Here is a 19,684-nt window from a genome sequence, read left to right as displayed (position 1 = left end):
CTCAGCCGAACGAGACGTGGCGCAGCGTCGTGTACAGGTCCATTACCGCGAGCGCGAGCGGCAGCACCGTCGCGATGCAGATCGCCTCGAACACCTCGACCGTCCGCCGCAGCGGCGGCGAGAAGCGCTGGTTCGGGAAGATCACGCCGACGACGAGCGAGCCCGCCGCGACGAGCACCAGCGCCCCGAAGACCCACATCAGCCGTCCGGTCGGGCTCTGCGTGAAGATCCAGCCGATCAGGATCCCCGCGCCCGACACCATGCCGGTGGTCAGCAGGGCAACGGCCTGCGCGCCGTTGGCGTAGGACCGGGCGCGCAGCAGCAGGACCAGCGTCGCCACCACCGCGGTGATGATGCCGAAGACACCAGGGGCGGCCGCGGTGATGATCGCCGCCACCGCCGTCGCGCTGCCGCAACCGATGAGCAGGCCGGTCATGTAGTTGTGCGCCACCGCGGTGCGCCGCTCGATGGCGGTGTAGTCCGGGTAGGAATCGTCCTCTTTGAGCTCCTCCGCCGTGCCCGGCACGTGCGGCAGCGGGAGTTTCGCCAGCCAGATCGTGGCCCTCGGCAGCACCGAGATCGCCGCCAGCGACACCGCCGCGGTCCCCGCCGCGATGCCGGGCGCGGGGTGCGCGATGAGGGTGGCGACGGTGAACGCCAGCACGCCGATGACCCCGGCGGTGGCGGCCGCGATGAACGTCGTGATGCCCGCGCCCATGACCAGGATCGCGACGGCTGCGAGGATCACCACGAGACCGCTGCCCAGCAACAGGTTCGCCCGCAGGGTCAGCCCCGGCACCGCGTAGAACCCCGCGACGAACGCGAACGGCAGCCCGCCCGCGGCGGCGATCACGACGCCCGTGCTCTCGGCCTGGTAGGCGTTGGCGATGGTGGCGCCGACCGCGAGGCACGCGATGGCGGCGACCCCGGCGGCGACGGCGGTGGCCAGCCCGTTGCCGCCGAACAGCGGGCCCGCGGTGAACAGGGCCACGGCGGCGGTGATCAGCGCGAGCCCGCCCGCGATGTGGCCGATGCGCTGCGCGGTCTCCTTCGTCCACGGCCGGAAGCTGTCCGGGTCGGCGTCGGCGATCGCGTCCACGACGTCGTCGTACAGCGGCGGGGGCGGGTTCTCGTTGCGGCGGCGCAGCTGGAGCAGCTCACCGTCCACAACGCCCAGTGAGGCGAGGGTGCGGCTGGGGTCCAGCGGGGCGTCGCCGAGCTTGGCCAGCGCCCAGCCGCCGTGGCGGGCGCCGCCGTCGGGCGACGTCTCCTTCGCCATCTCCAGCAGCATCGGCAGCAGGTCGGCGACCGCGACGTCGGCAGGCAGTGCGACGTCGATCCGGGTGCGCGGTGCGACCACCGTGACCCTGCTGAATACCGTCGTGCCCGTTGCCACGTGCGTGCCCCCTAAGAAAGAGAATGGTGCGGGCTACTTATACCCGGCCGGCGCCGCTGCTCGTACCCCGCCACCCGCCGGAGAAGTCCCGGACTGTCGGTGGCCGGTCCTAGTATGGGCGCACCTGGGGTCGCCGTGGGGCGTTTTCAGCGGAAACGGGTCCGGTTCGCGCGGTATCGCCCCGCCGGAGGGCCGGGGTTCGCTAACGTGTGGGACGGCCCTGGACCTGGCAGGAAGTCCGGGCGTCGAGTTGAAGAGGGGTCCTTCGGTGAGCACGCTGCAGTTCCGGAAAACGCCGCGCATGGCGGCGCCGCGCCCACCGGGTGGAGAGGTGCACCTCGAACCGCCGCCCGAGGTGCCGCGCACGATCCCGGGCAACATCGTGCAGAAGATGATGCCCGTCGTCATGATCGTGGCCACGATGGGCATGGTCGTGCTGCTGTTCACCACCGGCGGCTCGGCGGCCCGCAACCCGCTGACCCTGATGTTCCCGCTGATGATGGTCATGTCGATGGGCGGCATGTTCGCCGGCGGCGGGAAGTCCGGCGGGGCCAAGAAGGCCGAGATGAACGAGGACCGCAAGGACTACCTGCGGTACCTCGGCCAGATGCGTGAGCGCGCCCGCGAGGCGATGGCGGAGCAGCGCGCGTCGCTGGAGTGGGTGCACCCGGACCCGCAGGCGCTGTGGTCGCTGGCCGCGAGTCGCCGGATGTGGGAGCGCCGCCAGAACGACCAGGACTTCCTGCACCTGCGCGTGGGCCGCAGCTCGCACCGGCTGGCGACGCGGCTGGTGCCGCCGCAGACCGGCCCGGTCGACGAGCTGGAGCCGATCGCGACGCTGGCGCTGCGCCGGTTCGTGCGCGCGCACTCGATCGTGCCGGACCTGCCGACGCAGATCACGTTGCGCGGGTTCGCCGCGGTGAGCCTGCAGGGCGACCGCGAGCTGACGCGCGGGCTGACGCGCGCGATGCTGGCACAGCTGGTCACGTTCCACAGCTGTGACGACGTGCTGATCGCCGTCGCCACCGCGGGCCGGGCGAAGGCCGAGTGGGAGTGGGCGAAGTGGCTGCCGCACGTGCAGCACCCGGAGTTGTCCGACGGCATCGGCCAGATGCGGATGATGGCGGGGTCGCTCGCGCAGATCGAGCAGTGGCTGGACGCCGAGCTGCGGGACCGGCCGCGGTTCTCGCGCAACGCGACGCCCAACCCGGACCAGCCGCACGTGGTGATCGTGATCGACGACGCGGAGGTCACGCGTGAGGAGCAGATCATCCTGGAGGAGGGGCTGGTCGGGGTCACGCTGATCGACCTGTCCGACTCGCTGGGCAACCTGGCCGCCCGCCGTGGTCTGCGGCTGGTGGTGGAGGAGACGCGGGTCGGCGCGCGCAGCGCGGGTGGCGTGGAGTGGTTCGGCAAGCCGGACTTCCTGAGCGTGGTCGAGGCGGAAGCGCTGGCCCGCAAGATTTCGCCCTATCGGGTCGGTTCCGCGGCCGAAGAGGCCAGTTCGGACGAACCGCTGCTGTCGAACCCGACGTTGCTGGAGCTGCTGGGGATCCCCGGCGACCCGATGACGTTCGACGTGCAGCAGGCGTGGCGGCCGCGGCCGGTGCGCGACCGCTACCGCGTGCCCTTCGGGGTCGGCGAGTTCGGGCAGCCGGTGGAGCTGGACATCAAGGAAGCCGCGATGGAGGGCATGGGCCCGCACGGCCTGTGCATCGGGGCGACCGGTTCCGGTAAGTCGGAGTTCCTGCGCACGCTCGTCCTGGGACTGCTGGCCACGCACTCGTCCACCACGTTGAACATGATCCTGGTGGACTTCAAGGGTGGCGCGACGTTCCTCGGTCTGGACAAGGCGCCGCACGTCGCCGCGACGATCACCAACCTGGCCGGCGACCTGACACTGGTCGACCGCATGAAGGACGCGATCGCCGGCGAGGTCGCCCGGCGCCAGGAGGTGCTGGCGAAGGGCAACTACAAGAACGTCTGGGACTACGAGAAGGCGCGGGAGAACGGCGCCGACCTCGACCCGCTGCCGGCGTTGTTCATCTGCATCGACGAGTTCTCCGAGATGCTGACGGCGAAGCCGGACTTCATCGACATCTTCCTCCAGATCGGCCGTGTCGGCCGGTCGCTGCAGATGCACATGCTGCTGGCCTCGCAGCGCCTGGAGGAGGGCAAGCTGCGTGGTCTGGACACGTTCCTGTCCTACCGGATCGGTCTGAAGACGTTCTCCGCGGCGGAGTCCCGCGCGGCGATCGGCGTGCCGGACGCGTTCGAGCTGCCGTCGATCCCGGGTTCGGGCTACCTCAAGTACGACACGTCGACGATGGTGCGGTTCAAGGCGTCCTACGTGTCCGGTCCGTACCGGCCGGCCGGCATCAAGACGGCGGGCCCGGTGTCCACGGTGGTGCGCGCGGACAAACGCCCGCAGCTGTTCGTGCCCGACTTCGTGGAGTTGCCGCCGGAGCCGGAACCCGAGCCGGAGCCCGTCGCGGCGGCGCCGGTGAAGGAGTCCGACGAGGCCACCGAGCCCACCGAGCTGGAGGTGATCGTCGACCGGCTGGTCGGGCAGGGCCCGCCCGCGCACGAGGTGTGGCTGCCGCCGCTGGACGAGCCGAACTCGCTGGACACCTTGCTGCCCAACCTGAACCCGACCGAGGACCGCGGCCTGTCGCCGGTCGGCTTCTTCGGCAACGGGAAGCTGCAGGTGCCGATCGGGATCGTGGACCGGCCCTTCGAGCAGCGGCGTGACCCGCTGTGGGCGGACTTCTCCGGTGCGGCGGGGCACGGTGTCGTGGTGGGCGGTCCGCAGTCGGGCAAGTCGACGCTGCTGCGGACGCTGATCATGTCGCTGTCGCTGGCGAACACCCCGGAGGAGGTGCAGTTCTACTGCGTCGACCTCGGTGGTGGCACGCTCGCCGGGCTCTCCGGCCTGCCGCACGTCGGCGGGGTCGCGGTCGCGCGGCGCGAGCCGGACAAGGCCCGCCGCATCATCGCCGAGCTGAACACCCTCGCGAACGAGCGCGAAGGCCGGTTCGGGGCGATGGGCATCGACTCGATGGCCGACTTCCGCAACCGCAAGCGCCGCGGTGAGATCACCGCGGAGCAGGACCCGTTCGGTGACGCGTTCCTGATCGTGGACGGCTGGCGTGCCATCCGTGACGACTTCGAGGAGCTGGAGCCGCAGATCACCGCGCTCGCGCAGCGCGGTCTGGCGTACGGCATCCACGTGATCATCTCCGCGAACCGGTGGGCCGACATCCGCCCCGCGATCAAGGACATGCTGGGTACCCGGTTCGAGCTGCGGCTGGGTGACCCGAGCGAGTCCGACATCGACCGCCGGGTCGCGGTGAACGTGCCCGAAGGCCGCCCCGGCCGCGGGCTGACGCGGGACCGGCTGCACATGCTCACCGGGCTGCCGCGCATCGACGGCAGCAGTGACACCGAAACGCTCGCGCAGGGTGTGGCGGACGCGGTGGGCAAGATCGCCTCGGCGTGGCAGGGGCGGATCGCGCCGCAGGTGCGGCTGCTGCCCGAAACCATCACGTACGACGAGATCCTGTCGATGGACAAGCAGCGGCACACGAAGCTGGTCCCGATCGGCATCAACGAGGACGAGCTGGCGCCGGTGTACCTGGACTTCGACGCCGACCCGCACTTCCTCGCCTTCGCCGACGGCGAGTCCGGCAAGACGAACCTGCTGCGGCAGATCGCCCGCGGGATCACCGAGCGCTACACCGCCAAGGAAGCCGTCATCGTGCTGGTGGACTACCGGCGCACCATGCTCGGCTTCATCGAGGGCGCGCACCTGCTCGGGTACGCGGTGTCGTCGAACCAGCTCGAAGGGATGATCAAGGACATCCACGGGTCGATGACCCGCCGGCTGCCGGGTCCCGACGTCACGCAGGAGCAGCTGCGCAACCGGTCCTGGTGGAAGGGGCCGGAGCTGTTCGTCCTGGTCGACGACTACGACCTGGTGGCCACCCAGACCAGCAACCCGCTCAAGCCGCTGTCGGAGTTCCTCGCGCAGGCCAAGGACGTCGGCCTGCACCTGGTCGTCGTGCGGCGCACGGGTGGCGCGTCGCGGGCGTCGTACGACCCGATCATCGGCAAGCTGAAGGAGATCGCGGCGCCGGGCATCGTGATGAACGGCAGCAAGGACGAAGGCCAGCTGCTGGGCAACGTCAAGCCGGGCCCGATGCCGCCCGGCCGCGGCATCCTGGTCAGCCGCAAGGTCGGCAAGCAGCTCATGCAGGTGTCGTGGATCCAGCCGGAGTGAGCCCCGCGGCCCCGACCGCGCAGCCGCGCCCAGCGCCCGCCCCCGTGCGGCCGCTGGGCGTCGGCCGTGCCGGGGTGGCTCTCCGGTGTGGAGGTGGGCGGTGACGCTCCGGGTCGCGGTCGATTTCGGGACCTCCAGCACGTGCGTCGTGGCGGCGCTCAACGGGCGTGAGCCGCAGGTCGCCGTCATCGACGGGCATCCGTTGATGTCCTCGGCCGTCTACGCCGCGGCCGACGGCACGCTGTTCGTCGGGCAGGAGGCCGAGCGCCAGGCGGCGGTGGACCCGTCCCGCTACGAGCCCCACCCGAAGCGCCGGATCGACGAGGGCGAGCTGCTGCTCGGCGACACGGTCCTGCGGGTGACCGACGTGGTCCGGGCCGTCCTGTCCCGTGCGGTGTCCGAAGCCCGGCGCCTGGCGAGCGGTGCCGAGGTCGACCTGCTCGTGCTGACCCACCCCGCCGACTGGGGCGCGGTGCGCACGCGCCTGCTGCGGCAGGCCGCCGGCGGGCTCGCCCGCGAGGTCACCCTCGTGCCGGAACCCGTGGCGGCGGCGGTGTTCCACGCCGCGACGTTCCCGCCGCTGGAGGTCAACCGCGACCGCACGGTGGAGATGAGCAAACGGCCGGGGGAGACGCTGGCCGTGCTCGACCTGGGCGGCGGGACGGTCGACGTGAGCGTCGTCAGCCGTCCCCCGGCGAACGGCAACCGCGGCCGGTTCCAGGTGCTCGCGACCCGGGGCGATCCGAGTTTCGGCGGCGCGGACGTGGACCAGGCACTGCTGGAACACGTCGGGAGCCTGGTGTCCTCGGCGGACCCGGCCGCCTGGCGGGAGCTCGTGGAGGGCCGCGAGCTGGTGGACCGGCGCCGCCGCCGGGTGTTGCGGCAGGACGTGCGGGGCGCCAAGGAAACGCTCTCCCGGCACGCGTACACCGACATCCCGCTGCCCCCGCCGTTCCCCGACGCGCACGTGACGCGTGAGGACCTGGAAAAGCTGATCGCCGCACCGTTGAGCCGCACGGTCGAGCTGACGTGCGCCGCGATCGAGGAGGCGGGGTTGCGGCCGAAGCAGCTCACCGCGATCTTCCTCGTCGGCGGGTCTAGCCGGATCCCGATGATCTCCCGGCTCGTGCACGAACGCACCGGGGTCGTACCGACCACTTTGGACCAACCGGAAACCGTCGTGGCCCGCGGTGCGCTGCTCGCCGTCCGGCAGGAGCCGGCACGCCCGCCCGCGCCGCGCCCGCTGGCAGAGCAGCGCACGGAACTCGTGCGGGGGCCGAACGCGCCGCGTCCCGGGTTCGCCTCGCGGCCGCCGGTGCGCCCGCCCGCCGCGTTCGCCCCGCCCCGCCCGCCGGCGCCGCCGGTGTCGCCGCCGCACGGCATCCCGGCCGCGCAGGCCCCGGAAGCGCCACGCCGCAAGCGGAAGCTCCTGTGGCTCGGCGGCGGCGCGGTGGTCGTCGTCGCGGCCGTGGTGGCGGGGTTGCTGGTGTGGCTGGGCGGCGGGGACGAGCCGCCGCAGGGCAAGGTCGTCGCGCAGTACCACTACCAGTTCTCCGCGCCGCAGGACTGGACGCAGACCGGCGGGCAGCCGCAGTTCCGCGAGACGCTGATCAAACCGGCCGACGCCACCACGCAGAACGACGCGATTTCGGTGCAGGAGTACGAACTCGCCTACGACGCGACGGCGGATCCCCGCCAGCTCGCGGACAACCTGCGGAAGCAGGCCGAACAGGCGGGGGATGAGTACTCCGGTTTCGACGCCGCCGCGACGTTCGGCGGGCGCCAGGTCATCTACTACCGGCAGGCGGGGAAGTTCGGCCCGATCGACTGGTACGTGCTCGCGCAGGGGCGCGTCCAGGTGAACGTCGCGTGCCAGTACGCCGGCCAGCAGGTGCACGATCGGGTGGCGGCGGCGTGCGACCAGGTCGTGCGCTCACTGCAGATCACCGGTTAGCAGCTGCGAATCCGCGCTGTTTTCCGAGGTGGGGGACGGTTTTCCGAATCGGTTGCCCGTTCGGGCATTCACTCTCGCAACTACTTCGGGGCAATCCGCGACAAGCGGGAACCGATTCTGGCAAGGTCTTCGTCGTAGGTTCGTACCCACCAAGCAGTACGGACAAACCACGAGCGAAGGGGGCACCCTCTCATGGCAGGCGGTTTCACTGGGGATCCGGCACAGTTCGCGGACGCCCACACGAAGGTGAACGAGACCAAGCTTCAGATGGACCAGAACCTGAAGCAGCTGGCGAGCAACATCGAGGCCACGCGCGCGGGCTGGGACGGTCCGGCGGCCAAGGTTTTCCAGCAGGTCATGGACGCTTTCGGGGAGAAGTCCATGAAGCTGAACGACGCGCTCGAGCACATCGCCGAGATGCTGAAGTCCTCCGGTGTCCAGTACGAGACGCAGGACCAGGACGTGCAGCAGCAGATCAGCTCGCTGCAGGCCGCCCTCGAAGGCCTGTAAGTCGTTTCCGGAAATCCACAGAACTTTTTAGACTCGGAGGGAAGAAATGCCTGACGGCGCCATGAAGGTCGATTACGCCACGATTCACCAGGCGGCGGACGACTGCAAGAAGACCGGTGGGGAGATCGAGTCGCTGTTCGACAAGCTCAAGTCGGACATCGCCCCGCTGACCGACAGCTGGACCGGTGACGCGCAGGAAGCGTGGCGCCAGCGCCAGGACGAGTGGAACCGCGCGCTCGAGGACATGAAGGGCCTGCTGGCTCGCATCGCGACCGCGCTGCCGCAGATCGCCGACGGTTACCAGTCCACGGACCAGGGCATCACCAAGATGTTCGGCGGCTGACCTTTCCGGTCTGTCCGAAAAAGGGTCCCGGTATCGCACCGGGACCCTTTTTTCGTGCTCTATTTCGGCGCGCCGACCTCGTACTGGGCTTCGTCGTTGAGCACCCGCACGGTGATCTTCTTCGGCTGCCCCGCGACGGTGGCGGAACAGTCGAACGTCGTTCCGGTGCGGACCGGCTGGTCCTCGGGGCAGCTCACGTTCGCGACGTCACGCTCGCCGAAGTCGTCGCGCAGCACGCGGGCGACACCGTCCTGAACGGACTGCCGGTCCAGCGTGGGCCCGTCGAACACCCCGAGCCCCCACGCCGCCCCCGCACCCCCGGCCACCACGAGCACGACGACCGCCCCGATGAGCCACGGCTTGCGGGAACGGCGGGTCTTCGGCTCGAACGCGCCGAAGCCCCCGTACGTCGCCCCCGGCACCCCGTACTGCGCCGCGGGCGGTGTGGGCGGTGCGGAGGGGTAGGCCGGGGCTGGGGCGGTGGGCTGGGGTCCGGTGGCGTGGGCTTGCTGGCCGGTGAAGGGCTGGGCTGGCTGGCTTCCGAAGGGCTGGACCGGCTGGGGTCCGGTGGCGTGCGCCGGGTGCGGCCCGGAGGGCTGGGCTTGCGGGCCGGTGAGGTGCTGGACCGGCTGGGGTCCGGTGGCGTGCGCCGGTTGCGGCCCGGAGTGCTGCGCTTGCGGACCAGTGAAGGGCTGGACCGGCTGGGGGCCGGAGGCCTGCACGGGGTGCGATCCCGGGGGCTGTGCCGGTCGGGCACCGGTTGCGTTTCCCGGCTGCGTCCAGGGCTGTGCCGGAGGAGGCCAACCCTGGGAAGTCCATCCTTGCCGAGGGTCCGGCTGCCCCGGCCATCCAGGGCCGCCGGGTGCTCGTCCCTGCCACGGTCCGGCGGGCTGGCCTGACGGGGGAGCGGCGAACGGTGCGCTCTGCTGCGTCGTCGCTCCGCCGGGCTGCCACCACCCTGCCTGGCGAATGGGCGGCTGTCCGGTCGGAGGCGCCGACGGCACGGCCTGCGCGGACCCCGGCTGCCCCTGCTGAGTTCCCGACGCCACGCTGAACCCCGGCTGGTGGCCCGGCGCCACGTCACCTCCCGTCCGCCCCGACCCGACGGCCGGTGCGGCTTCGGCCGCAAACTGACCCGGCGCCGCTCCGGGGGCGGAACCTTCCTCCTGCCGCACCGCGCCTTCCGGCTCCGATGCTGCCGCCCTCTGCGGCTCCGGCGTTGCCGCGCCGGGCGCCGCACTCGGCACCGACCCCGCCCGCTCCGCCGCTACCGTGCCCGGCGCTGTCCCGCCCGGCTCCGCTGCCGCGCCTGGCCGCGGCATCGCGCTCTCCGGCTCCGGCGCTACCGCGCCCGGCTCCGCTGCCCTGCCGGGCACCGCGCCCTCCGGCGCTGTCGCGCCCCGCTCCGCGCCCTTCGGCCGCGCCCCATCCCCGGGCAACCGCTCCTCCGCCATCCGCCTCACCGGCCCTGGATCTCGCCCATGCGGGCGTAGAAGTCGCTCACCGCGGTGCTGTCCGCGAGGACCGTCACATCGGCCGGGTCCGGGGGCTTCGGCAGGTCGTTCTCCGTCGGGGTGCCGTCTAGGCGGTAGTGCGTCCTCAGCTCGACCTCGTGCCCGCCGCCCGCCACGGTGCCCTCCAGCCGCAGCTCCGCCAGCTTCCCCCGCGCGTCGATCACGATCCGGGCCCGCAGGGTCTGCGCCTTCATCTCCGGCCCGATCTGGTCGAGGATCGACTCCGGGAACACCACCACCCGGTTCTGCAGCACTGCGTCGAGCGTCACATCCGCCGTCAGCTCGACCCCGCCGTCCGCCTTGCTCGTCGCCGTCTTGGCCCGGCCCTGGTCGACCGAGTCGGACACCGCCCCCAGCAGCTTGCACACCCCCTGCCCGCCGGCCCAGAAGCACTCGTTCAAATCACCCGCCGTATACGGCATCGACACCCAGTGTGTGGGCGCGAGGCTCGCGTACACCGGCCCCAGCAGCATGTACTCCACGGGACTGTTCGCCGGGTGGTACATGTCCAGGTACTCGTTGGAGTCGAGGTTCGAGTGGTTCTTCGCGAGCCTCGCCGGCGGATCACCGAGCTGCACGGCGCTCACGGTGCTGTTGATCTTCTTCGTGTCGAACCGGGCGAACGTGTCGAGCACGCTCTTGCGGCTGTCGGTCCCGTCGAGCCGGTCGGCGAGCTTGTCGAGCGTCGACGAGAACTTGGCGCTCACGTAGGCCGCGGCCTCGGCGCCGTTGGGCACCGCGGTCCCCGCCTTCGCGCCACCGCACGCGCTCACGAGCAGCGCCACCGCCGCCACGAGAGCGGCCATCTTCGTCCTCGGTGGGCAGGCGGTCACCGGCTCACAGTAGTATGGGCCAGGCTCGGGTACCCCCGCTTTCCAGAGCACCGGAGTGAGGGGGTATCTTCATATGTCGTTGTGCGCTGCGGCGCTATAAGCGCTCGGCCCGCACTCGACCCCACACGCAAGTTGACGACGAGGTAGACCCTTGCCCACGTACAGCCCCAAGCCTGGCGATGTCACCCGTGCCTGGCACGTGATCGACGCCGAGAATGTCGTGCTCGGCCGGCTCGCGACCGAGGTCGCCACGCTGCTGCGCGGCAAGCACAAGCCGACCTTTGCCCCTCATGTGGACACCGGTGACTTCGTCATCATCGTGAACGCCGAGAAGGTCGCTCTCACCGGTAACAAGCGCGAGCAGAAGTTCGCGTACCGGCACAGCGGCTACCCCGGTGGTCTGCGCAAGCGCTCGTTCGGCGAGCTGCTGGACACCCGGCCCGAGCGGCTGCTGGAGAAGGTCGTCAAGGGCATGCTGCCGAAGAACAAGCTCGGCCGCGCGCAGGCGAAGAAGCTCAAGGTCTACGCAGGCCCGGAGCACCCGCACAGCGCCCAGCAGCCGCAGCCGTACGAGATCACCAAGATCGCGCAGGTCGCCCAGTGAGTGAGGAAACGTTCGTGACCAGCACCGAGACCGAGGCCACGGACGTCGAGGCCCCCGAGGCCGTCGACGGCGTCGTGACCAGCGAGACCCCGGCCGCCCCGCGCCCGTCGCGCGCCGCCGGCGGGTCCGCCCAGACGGTCGGCCGCCGCAAGGAGGCCGTCGTCCGCGTGCGGCTCGTCCCCGGCACCGGCGAGTTCAAGCTCAACGGCCGCAGCCTCGAGGAGTACTTCCCCAACAAGGTGCACCAGCAGCTCATCCGTGAGCCCCTGGTGACCGTCGACAAGCCGGACTCGTTCGACATCTTCGGCAACCTCAAGGGTGGCGGCATCTCCGGCCAGGCCGGTGCGCTGCGCCTGGCGATCGCCCGCGCGCTCGTCGAGGTCGACGCCGACGACCGGCCCGCGCTGAAGAAGGCTGGCTTCCTGACCCGGGACGCCCGGGCCACCGAGCGCAAGAAGTACGGCCTCAAGAAGGCCCGCAAGGCTCCGCAGTACAGCAAGCGCTGATTGCCGCTGCCTCCGCGAAGGCGCCCGTCCACACCAGGATGGGCGCCTTCGTTGTTTTCCGCGCCGGCGACGTCAGGTCCCGGCCCTCGCGCAGGTCCGGTGGGGCAGAAGGCACTCCCCACGGCACTGCCCGAGCCAGGGGTTAACGTCGGAAGCGGGGGCGCTAGGTTGTCCGCGTCGCACAGAGGTTCGAGGAGAGAAAACACATGGCTCGCCTGTTCGGCACCGACGGGGTTCGTGGTCTCGCGAACGGGGACCTGACGCCGGAACTGGCGCTCTCCGTCGCGGCCAGCGCCGCCAGGGTGCTCGCCGCGCACGACCGCTCGCACCGCCCCGTCGCCGTCGTCGGCCGGGACCCGCGGGCGAGCGGCGAGATGCTGGAGGCGGCCGTCGTCGCGGGGCTCGCCTCCGCGGGCGCCGACGTGCTGCGGGTCGGCGTGCAGCCGACGCCCGCCGTGGCGCACCTCGTGGGCGCGCTGGACGCCGACCTCGGCGTGATGATCTCCGCGTCGCACAACCCCATGCCCGACAACGGGATCAAGCTGTTCGCCGCGGGCGGGCACAAGCTGCCCGACGGCATCGAGGACGAGATCGAGGCGGGCCTGTCCGGCAACGGCAGCCGCCCCACCGGCGCCGGGATCGGCCGCGTCACCGACGTGCCCGACGCGCTCGACCGCTACACCCAGCACCTGCTCGACTCCCTGCCGCACCCGCTGACCGGGCTGCGGATCGTGGTCGACTGCGCCAACGGCGCCGCCTCCTTCGCCGCGCCCGAGGTGTACCGCAAGGCCGGGGCCGAGGTGGTCGCGATCTCCGCGGAGCCCGACGGCATCAACATCAACGAGGACTGCGGCTCCACGCACATGGACAAGCTGCAGGCCGCCGTCCGCGAGCACGGCGCGGACCTCGGCATCGCGCACGACGGCGACGCCGACCGCTGCCTCGCCGTCGACGCCTCCGGCGAGCTCGTCGACGGGGACCAGATCATGGCCGTCCTCGCGCTCGCGATGGCCGAGGCGGGTGAGCTGACGCACGGCACCCTCGTCGCGACCGTGATGAGCAACCTGGGCCTGCACCTGGCGATGCGCGAACACGGCGTGCAGCTGCGCACCACCGCCGTCGGTGACCGCTACGTGCTGGAGGAGCTGCGGGCCGGCGGGTTCGCGCTGGGCGGCGAGCAGTCCGGGCACGTCGTGTTCCCCGCGCTCGCCACCACCGGCGACGGCCTGCTGACCGCGCTGCGCCTGATGAGCAGGGTCGCCGCCACCGGGAAGCCGCTCGCCGACCTGGCGTCGGTCATGCGGCGGCTGCCGCAGGTCCTGATCAACGTGCGCGTCGCGGACAAGGCGGCCGTGGTGAACTCGGACGCGGTCCGTGACGCCGTGCAGGCCGTCGAGACCGAGCTGGGTGAGCAGGGCCGCGTGCTGCTGCGGCAGTCCGGCACCGAGCAGCTGGTGCGGGTCATGGTCGAGGCGCCGACGCACGACGTCGCGCAGACCGCCGCCGACCGGCTCGCCGGCGTGGTTTCGTCAGTTTCCTAGCCGCACCACAGCCCGTTCGAGGCCGTGGAACACCGGGTGTGTGCTGTATTCCACTTCACGCACCCGGTGCCCGGGCCGCAGGACCCGCGCGAGCGCGGACAGCGCCACGTCGGCTTCGGCGAGCGCGACACCCGCGCCGGGGCAGGTGTGCGGACCGGCGCCGAACGGCAGGCCGTCGTCGAGCCGGACGGCGACCGTCTGCCCGGCACGCACCGGGTGCCCGGCCAGCTCGACGTCCTCCGTGGGCCGCCGGTAGACCAGCCGGGCCGGGACGATTTCGTTCGCGAGCGACCGCGCGTCCTCCGGCCGGCGTTCCACGACGAGCCGCAACCCGGCCAGCGCCAGGAAGTTCCGCGAGTTCTCGAACGCCGCGTGCGCCAGCACCACCGGGGTGACGAGGCGCTCCTCCTCGGTCACGTCCGCCTCCGGCAACACCCCGGCACGCGCGAAGAACATCGCCAGCCGCAACGCCGCGGTGTCGGCGGCACCGCCCCGGCCGAACCACGCGTCGAGGTTCGCCGTCACGGCCTCGATGTCGTCGATCACCCGCGGCGGCAGGTCGACCCCCAGCACCACGGCCGTCACCGCAGCGGCGACGGGGCGCGCGAAGTCCGCGACGAGGTCGAACTCGTCGCCGAGCCCACCGGCGATGCCCTCGATCCGTGCACGCACGTCCGGCGGCAGCGGTTCGGCGCGCGCGATCATGCCACGCACCACCTCGCGCAGCCGCGTGTGCGCGGGGCCGTCCATGAACAGCAGGTTCGCCTGCGCCGAGCCCGGGTTCGAGCTGAGTGCGGAACTTCGCAGAGCGGCCAGACAGGCGGCCCGCGTGCTCAGTACCGTGTGGTCATGTGCCATGGCGGATCCCACGGTAGAACGCGATGACCGTGCCCGAGGACGTTTTGCGCGGCTCACTGCTCGATCGGCTGTTCGCGAAGGCTGGGGACGACCGGCCGGTGTTCACGTTCCTCGACTACCGGGGCGGCGGTGAGCACAGCCTGACGTGGGCGCAGCTCGCCGAACGCGTGCGGGTGGTGGCGCACCGGCTGCGGGAGATCGCGGAGCCGGGTGACCGCGTCGCGATCGTCGCGCCGCAGGACCTCACGTATCCGGTGGCGTTCTACGGCGTGCTCGCCGCCGGGATGGTGGCGGTGCCGCTGTTCGACCCGTCGCTGCGCGCCCACCGCGGCAGGCTGCTCGGCGCGCTGGAGGACTGCGGGGCGGAGGTCTGGCTGACGTCGTCGTCCACGCTCGAGCGCGTGCGGGAACTCGGCGAGCCGCGGCACCTGCTGGCGGTCGACGAGCTGGACGGTCCCGGCGCCGATCCGGTCCCCGTCGACCCCGAAGCGCCCGCGTACCTGCAGTACACCTCCGGCTCCACGCGGAAACCCGCCGGGGCGATCATCCCGCACCGGGCCGTGGTCGCGAGCTGCTGGCAGGCGAGCCTGGCGTACGAAGTGGACAGTGGGACGACGTGTGCGGGCTGGATCCCGTTCTTCCACGACATGGGGCTCGTCCAGCTGGTGTGCCTGCCGGTGTTCCTGGGGTCGCGGTCGGTGTTCATGGCGCCCGTGGAGTTCGTGCGGCGGCCCGAGCGGTGGCTGCGGCAGCTGTCGGACTACCCCGACGTCTTCACCGCCGCGCCGAACTTCGCCTACGACCTGGCCGTCGAGGCGGCGCCCCGCGAAGGTCTGGACCTGTCGGGTGTGCGGATCGCGCTCAACGGAGCCGAAACCGTGCGCCCGCAGACCGTCGAGGAGTTCCAGAAGGCGTTCGGGCCGTACGGGTTCCGCCGCGAGGCGCACCGTCCGTCGTACGGTCTCGCCGAAGCCACGGTGTACGTGACGAGCGCCGGTCCCGAAGGGCCGACGATCACCGCGTTCGACCGCGACGCACTCGCGGAGGGACGGGCGGTCGAAGTGGGGCCGGACTTCCCGCAGCGGCGGGAGCTGGTGTCCGTGGGCAGGCCGGTGGGGCAGCTGGTCCGGATCGTCCACGACGGGCGCGTGCAGCCGGACGGGGTGCTGGGCGAGGTGTGGGTGCACGGTCCCCACGTCGCGGCCGGGTACTGGCGGCGCGAGAACGACGCGTTCGGCAACCACCTCGAAGGGCTCGACGGGTGGCTGCGGACGGGGGACCTCGGCGTGCTGCACCGCGGCGACCTGTACCTCACCGGGCGGCTCAAGGACCTCATCGTCATCGACGGCCGCAACCACTACCCGCAGGACATCGAGGGCACAGTGGCGCAGGCGCATCCCGCGATCCGCCGGGACCGCGTCGCCGCGTTCGCCGTCGAGGACGACCGCGGTGAAGGTGTCGCCGTCGTGGCGGAGCGGGTGCGGGACGCGGAGCCGGACGAGGCGGAGGTGGCGCGGGCGGTGCGGCGCGCGGTGTCGCAGGAGCACGACCTCGCCCTGCGTGCGTTCCACCTGGTCGGGCCCGGTGAGCTGCCGCGCACTTCCAGCGGGAAGGTGTCCAGGTCGGCGGCCAGGGCGCAGTACGGTGGTCCCCATGTCTGATCACGTCGCCGAGGTCCGCAAGCTCGTGTGCGACACCTTCCTGCTCGACCCCGAACGCGTGCGGCCGGACACCCCGCTGGAGGAGCTGGGCATCGACTCCAAGGGGCGCATCCGGCTGCTCGCCACGCTGGAGGTCTTCTTCGAGGTCACCATCGACCTCGACGAGCGCGACCAGCTGACCGACGTCGAGTCCGTCGCGCGGATCCTGACCGAGGCACTGCGGAACAAACCAGGTGAAACGGCTGCGCGGTGACGCGGCGGGTGAGTACATTCTTTGCACGGGCAACGGCACCGCGCGCCGGGGACGTGCGTCGGAACTGCCGTAAGCACACCTGGTGAGGGGGACTCGGACATGAGCGGCGGCTACACCGCGAGCACCGACGCGATGGCCTCGGCGTCGAAGAAGATCACGCAGGTGGCCGAGGACCTGCCGGACAAGAACACCGACCTCGCCAGCTCGCCCGTGACGGCGCAGGGCTTCGGCCAGGCCCACGGCGACCACGCCCAGAAGTACACCACCGGCGTGCAGACCCTGTGGCAGGCCGTGAGCGGGTACAGCAACACGCTCAACGCGTTCGGCGCCAACATCGGCTCCGGCGGCCGCAGCTACGCCGAGAACGACCACGCGCAGGGCAACGCGATCTCGAATGCGGGGACCGTCTGATGGCCAAGAAGTGGTCCGAGGTCAAGGCGCTGCTCGACGACCCGAGCGTGCCGCCCGAGCAGAAGACGATGCTGATCAGCGCGTGGCAGCAGGAGAACCAGGCGCCGCTGTTCGAGGGCATGCCGTCGTCCTCCACGAAGGAGGAGCGTGACGAGGCGGCGCGGTACGCGGAGGCGTACAACGCGACCCCGATGCTCGGGTTCCAGGGCACCGACGCGGCCTACGACGCCGCGAAGAAGGCCGGGGACCAGGCGAGCTACAACGAGCGTGAAGAAAAGAAGGCCGTCGACGAGGGCAAGACGCAGCTCGACGGCAAGCAGGCGCCCGCGCCGGGCGGCACCGGCACCAAGACGTCGGACGAGCTGTTCGACGCGGCCGAGCCCGCGCTCAAGGTGTTCCAGACCTTCGGCTCGCTGCTCGCGAAGATCCCGGACGACTGCCGGGGCAACACGCGGCCGCTGGACTTCAACAACGACATCAAGAAGCGCTTCGACGAGCAGCGCGGCATCAGCTTCGAGAACTTCCTCGCCGACGCCGACCACTTCAAGACCGGTGCCACCACGGTGGACCAGGCCGTCAAGGACACCGGCACCACGCTGAGCACCCTGTTCCAGACGTGGAGCGGTGCGGGCGCGGACGCCGCGTCGGACCACTACAACGACCAGATCCTGCCCAAGGCGAACAAGCTGGCGCAGACCCTCGAGGACGCGCACGAGGCGACCACGACGGCGGTGCACACTGTCTTCCAGCTGTGCAAGGGCAAGGCCGACGCGGTCGTCGCGATGTACACCGACCAGGTCGGCAAGGCCGACTACAACATGGCGCAGAAGGTCGTCGCGGTCGCGAACGGCGAGCACGCCGAGAAGGACGACCTGAAGGCGATCGCCGGCTGGATGGACGTCAACTTCGGCACCAACCTCGTCGAGACGCTCAACGACGACGGCTGCTGCGACGACGACGACATCAAGAAGCAGGGCCAGGACCTGGCCAAGCAGTGGGTCCAGAACCAGTTCAACCCGGACATGTGGGACCGGCTGTACAAGGGGTTCGACAAGACCTGCAAGGACACGCTGGACCTGGTGAACCAGGCCTACGACGCCCTCGACGACGTCATGGGCAAGATCAAGAACGAGTTCGAGGGCGCCAAGCAGCCCACCGGTGAGACGAAGCCGAGCGGTACCGGCGACCACAACGGGAACACCGGTGGCGGCGGCACCGGGACCGGTGGTGGGGGAACGGGAAGCGGCGGTGGCGGGAGCACGACGCCGCCGTCCGCCACGGTGCCGTCCACACCGTCGACACCGTCCACACCGGACCCGTCGGCGACCGCGGACGCGGCGAAGCAGGAGGCGCAGCAGGGGATCAACCCGTACACGGGCAAGCCGATGGAGGTCGACCCGGAGACCGGCGAGCCGTACCCGATCGACCCGAAGACGGGCGAGGCGATCAAGGACGCGGGCGACGAGCCGGAGACGCTGACCGTCGAGCAGGGCGACAAGAAGATCGAGATGTCCGAGCCGGGCGCCGACGGCAAGATGGGCATCTCGGTCGACGACGGCACCGGGAAGCCGAAGGACTACCAGCTCGACTGGGGCGACGGCAAGGAAACCGGGACCGGGCAGCCGTCTTTCGGCCCGCAGGGTCCTGGTGTGGCGCCGGGTCAGCCGGGGCCGGACGGCGCGTACCGGCCGGGGCCCGACGGCAAGATCCACATCGAGGACGGCAACCTCAAGATCACCGCGGAACGTCCGGAGGGGCCGGACGGCCCGACCGTCGTCACGATCGACGACGGCACCGGCGAGCCGACGAAGTACACCCTCGGCGAGGAGAAGCCGGGGGCGGAGAGCCTGGTCGGGAAGGACGACGGCTCGGCGCCACGGCCCGTCAGCGGCGACGTGCCGCAGGGTTCGGGTGCTTCCGTCGGTGGTGGTGCTTCCGTCGGCGGTGCGCACTCGGACGTCTCGATCCAGCCTGCCGCGGCTTCGGGTCCCGTGCCGGACGGCGGTTTCGGTGGCGGGCAGTCGGACGTTTCGATCCAGCCTGCGGCGGCTTCGGGACCTGTGCCGGACGGCGCGGGTGGTTTCGAGCAGACGGTGCCCGCCACGAGCGAGCCGATCGGTGCCGGGGTCGCGGGCGTGACGAGCGGTGGTTCGCTGGGTGACGCGTCCTCGCTGGCGCCGGGGGAGCAGACCGGTGCGTCGATGCAGCAGCACGCGGTGCCCGGGGTGCAGCCGATCGGGACCGAGGCGCTGGCGACGCAGCAGCAGGGCGGCGGTGCCGGTGGTGCGGCTGGGTCCGGTGGGCTCGGCAGCCTGGGTTCGCTGGGCGGCATGATGGGTGGCATGGGTGCCGCCGGCGGTGGTGGTGGTGAGGACCAGGAGCGCAGTTCCCGGGCGTACCGCATCGACGGCGGGATCTTCAACTCCGGTGGGGCGGGCGGCCGCATCAGCGGTTCGCTCGACGACGAGGGCGACCGGTCGGTCACCCAGCGGTAGGGCCGCGGGACGAGGAGGGGCGCATGGTCTCGGACGAGATCCGGCGGTTGAAGGCCAGGATGGACGGCCTGGTCCGCGAGCAGGCGGACCGGCGGGCGTTGCTGGACCGGCAGGGGCAGGAGATCCAGGCCCGGTCGCAGGAGTACATGACCAAGCAGGTGAAGGCGGCGGAGCGGTACGTCCAGCACCGCCGCGAGCTGGGCAGGCGGGAGCGCGAGGCCGGGGGCTGGGCCACCGAGAAGGCGCTGGGGGACAAGAGCACGGAGATGAAGTTCGGCCCGCAGGAGGACGACTTCGGCCCGGCGGGAACCGAGTCCTTCACCCCGCGCCAGCCACCCCCCGCCGACCCGCAGCCACGCCGAGGCCGCCACTCCCGAGACGACTTCGACGAGGACGACCTGTCCAACCGCAGCTGGCTGCGCTGACGCCCTTCGCCGGGGCGGTGGGGTTGGTGGGGCCTTGGGGTGGCCGGTTGTCGTGGCTGGCGCTGTGTCGTGGCTGGCCTGGCAGGGGGAGGCTTGGGGCC

At 71.4% G+C, this 19,684-nt stretch carries 16 protein-coding genes; 12 read left to right on the top strand and 4 right to left on the bottom strand.

The features are described 5' to 3' along the window. Position 1 precedes the first annotated feature (1 nt). Positions 2-1,396: a type VII secretion integral membrane protein EccD gene (gene eccD, locus BMZ92_RS07515; RefSeq protein ID WP_091504998.1), complete on the bottom strand. Its 1,395-nt coding sequence runs from the start codon at positions 1,394-1,396 to the stop codon at positions 2-4. Between the two features lie 268 nt (positions 1,397-1,664). Between eccD and eccCa the strand changes: the two genes are divergently transcribed. The 4 genes from eccCa to BMZ92_RS07495 all read left to right on the top strand — a co-directional run bounded on the left by eccCa (position 1,665) and on the right by BMZ92_RS07495 (position 8,482). Beyond that, positions 1,665-5,675, top strand: coding sequence for a type VII secretion protein EccCa (gene eccCa / locus BMZ92_RS07510; protein WP_091504997.1), 4,011 nt, complete (start codon positions 1,665-1,667; stop codon positions 5,673-5,675). 100 nt (positions 5,676-5,775) lie between these two features. Next, positions 5,776-7,629, top strand: a complete 1,854-nt coding sequence (locus tag BMZ92_RS07505) for a type VII secretion-associated protein (RefSeq protein ID WP_091504996.1) — start codon at positions 5,776-5,778, stop codon at positions 7,627-7,629. Between the two features lie 192 nt (positions 7,630-7,821). Next, on the top strand, positions 7,822-8,139 hold the full coding sequence (locus BMZ92_RS07500; protein ID WP_091504995.1) for a WXG100 family type VII secretion target: 318 nt from the start codon (positions 7,822-7,824) through the stop codon (positions 8,137-8,139). Between the two features lie 46 nt (positions 8,140-8,185). Continuing rightward, positions 8,186-8,482 carry a WXG100 family type VII secretion target gene (locus BMZ92_RS07495; RefSeq protein ID WP_091504994.1) on the top strand — a complete coding sequence of 99 codons (297 nt, stop codon included), beginning with the start codon at positions 8,186-8,188 and terminating at the stop codon, positions 8,480-8,482. A 59-nt stretch (positions 8,483-8,541) separates the two neighbouring features. Here BMZ92_RS07495 and BMZ92_RS38065 read toward each other — a convergent pair whose 3' ends face one another. Continuing rightward, complete coding sequence (locus tag BMZ92_RS38065) at positions 8,542-8,904, bottom strand: DUF4333 domain-containing protein (protein ID WP_245782951.1); 363 nt, start codon at positions 8,902-8,904, stop codon at positions 8,542-8,544. A 1,037-nt stretch (positions 8,905-9,941) separates the two neighbouring features. Next, the gene (locus BMZ92_RS07485) at positions 9,942-10,802 is read right to left on the bottom strand and encodes a hypothetical protein (RefSeq protein ID WP_091504993.1); all 861 of its coding nucleotides are present in this window, start codon (positions 10,800-10,802) and stop codon (positions 9,942-9,944) included. Positions 10,803-10,980: 178 nt separating this feature from the next. Between BMZ92_RS07485 and rplM the strand changes: the two genes are divergently transcribed. The 3 genes from rplM to glmM all read left to right on the top strand — a co-directional run bounded on the left by rplM (position 10,981) and on the right by glmM (position 13,480). Continuing rightward, entirely contained in the window at positions 10,981-11,433 is a 453-nt protein-coding gene (gene rplM / locus BMZ92_RS07480) for a 50S ribosomal protein L13 (RefSeq protein ID WP_091504992.1), read from the top strand. A gap of 14 nt (positions 11,434-11,447) precedes the next feature. Beyond that, positions 11,448-11,939, top strand: a complete 492-nt coding sequence (gene rpsI, locus BMZ92_RS07475) for a 30S ribosomal protein S9 (RefSeq protein ID WP_091505209.1) — start codon at positions 11,448-11,450, stop codon at positions 11,937-11,939. 206 nt (positions 11,940-12,145) lie between these two features. Next, complete coding sequence (glmM, locus tag BMZ92_RS07470; protein WP_091504991.1) at positions 12,146-13,480, top strand: phosphoglucosamine mutase; 1,335 nt, start codon at positions 12,146-12,148, stop codon at positions 13,478-13,480. On the opposite strand, the gene BMZ92_RS07465 is transcribed toward glmM, so the two are convergent. Further along, entirely contained in the window at positions 13,469-14,338 is an 870-nt protein-coding gene (locus BMZ92_RS07465; RefSeq protein WP_091504990.1) for a cytochrome P450 family protein, read from the bottom strand. The two genes, glmM and BMZ92_RS07465, sit on opposite strands and share 12 nt — an antisense overlap. Positions 14,339-14,361: 23 nt before the next feature. On the opposite strand from BMZ92_RS07465, the gene BMZ92_RS07460 reads away from it, so the two are divergent. The 5 genes from BMZ92_RS07460 (at position 14,362) to BMZ92_RS07440 (ending at position 19,583) form a co-directional block, all read left to right on the top strand. Continuing rightward, a complete protein-coding gene (locus BMZ92_RS07460) occupies positions 14,362-15,999 on the top strand; it encodes a fatty acyl-AMP ligase (RefSeq protein ID WP_091504989.1) in 1,638 nt (545 codons plus the stop codon). Further along, the gene (locus BMZ92_RS07455) at positions 15,992-16,252 is read left to right on the top strand and encodes an acyl carrier protein (protein WP_091504988.1); all 261 of its coding nucleotides are present in this window, start codon (positions 15,992-15,994) and stop codon (positions 16,250-16,252) included. Before BMZ92_RS07460 ends, BMZ92_RS07455 begins: the two co-directional genes overlap by 8 nt. 99 nt (positions 16,253-16,351) lie before the next feature. Continuing rightward, a complete protein-coding gene (locus BMZ92_RS07450; protein ID WP_091504987.1) occupies positions 16,352-16,663 on the top strand; it encodes a hypothetical protein in 312 nt (103 codons plus the stop codon). Further along, entirely contained in the window at positions 16,663-19,158 is a 2,496-nt protein-coding gene (locus BMZ92_RS07445; protein ID WP_091504986.1) for a WXG100 family type VII secretion target, read from the top strand. Before BMZ92_RS07450 ends, BMZ92_RS07445 begins: the two co-directional genes overlap by 1 nt. 23 nt (positions 19,159-19,181) lie before the next feature. Next, positions 19,182-19,583 carry a hypothetical protein gene (locus BMZ92_RS07440; protein ID WP_091504985.1) on the top strand — a complete coding sequence of 134 codons (402 nt, stop codon included), beginning with the start codon at positions 19,182-19,184 and terminating at the stop codon, positions 19,581-19,583. Positions 19,584-19,684: the final 101 nt, after the last annotated feature.

The organism is Amycolatopsis sacchari (assembly GCF_900114035.1).
Classification (GTDB): domain Bacteria; phylum Actinomycetota; class Actinomycetes; order Mycobacteriales; family Pseudonocardiaceae; genus Amycolatopsis_E; species Amycolatopsis_E sacchari.
This window is presented reverse-complemented; position numbering and strand designations above follow the sequence as displayed.

Coding starts and splice junctions, on each gene's coding strand:
- BMZ92_RS07500 (WP_091504995.1), top strand. CDS start 7,822: ATGGCAGGCGGTTTCACTGGGGATCCGGCACAGTTCGCGGACGCCCAC.
- BMZ92_RS07495 (WP_091504994.1), top strand. CDS start 8,186: ATGCCTGACGGCGCCATGAAGGTCGATTACGCCACGATTCACCAGGCG.
- BMZ92_RS07485 (WP_091504993.1), bottom strand. CDS start 10,802: ATGGCCGCTCTCGTGGCGGCGGTGGCGCTGCTCGTGAGCGCGTGCGGT.
- glmM (WP_091504991.1), top strand. CDS start 12,146: ATGGCTCGCCTGTTCGGCACCGACGGGGTTCGTGGTCTCGCGAACGGG.
- BMZ92_RS07465 (WP_091504990.1), bottom strand. CDS start 14,338: ATGGCACATGACCACACGGTACTGAGCACGCGGGCCGCCTGTCTGGCC.
- BMZ92_RS07460 (WP_091504989.1), top strand. CDS start 14,362: ATGACCGTGCCCGAGGACGTTTTGCGCGGCTCACTGCTCGATCGGCTG.
- BMZ92_RS07455 (WP_091504988.1), top strand. CDS start 15,992: ATGTCTGATCACGTCGCCGAGGTCCGCAAGCTCGTGTGCGACACCTTC.
- BMZ92_RS07450 (WP_091504987.1), top strand. CDS start 16,352: ATGAGCGGCGGCTACACCGCGAGCACCGACGCGATGGCCTCGGCGTCG.
- BMZ92_RS07445 (WP_091504986.1), top strand. CDS start 16,663: ATGGCCAAGAAGTGGTCCGAGGTCAAGGCGCTGCTCGACGACCCGAGC.
- BMZ92_RS07440 (WP_091504985.1), top strand. CDS start 19,182: ATGGTCTCGGACGAGATCCGGCGGTTGAAGGCCAGGATGGACGGCCTG.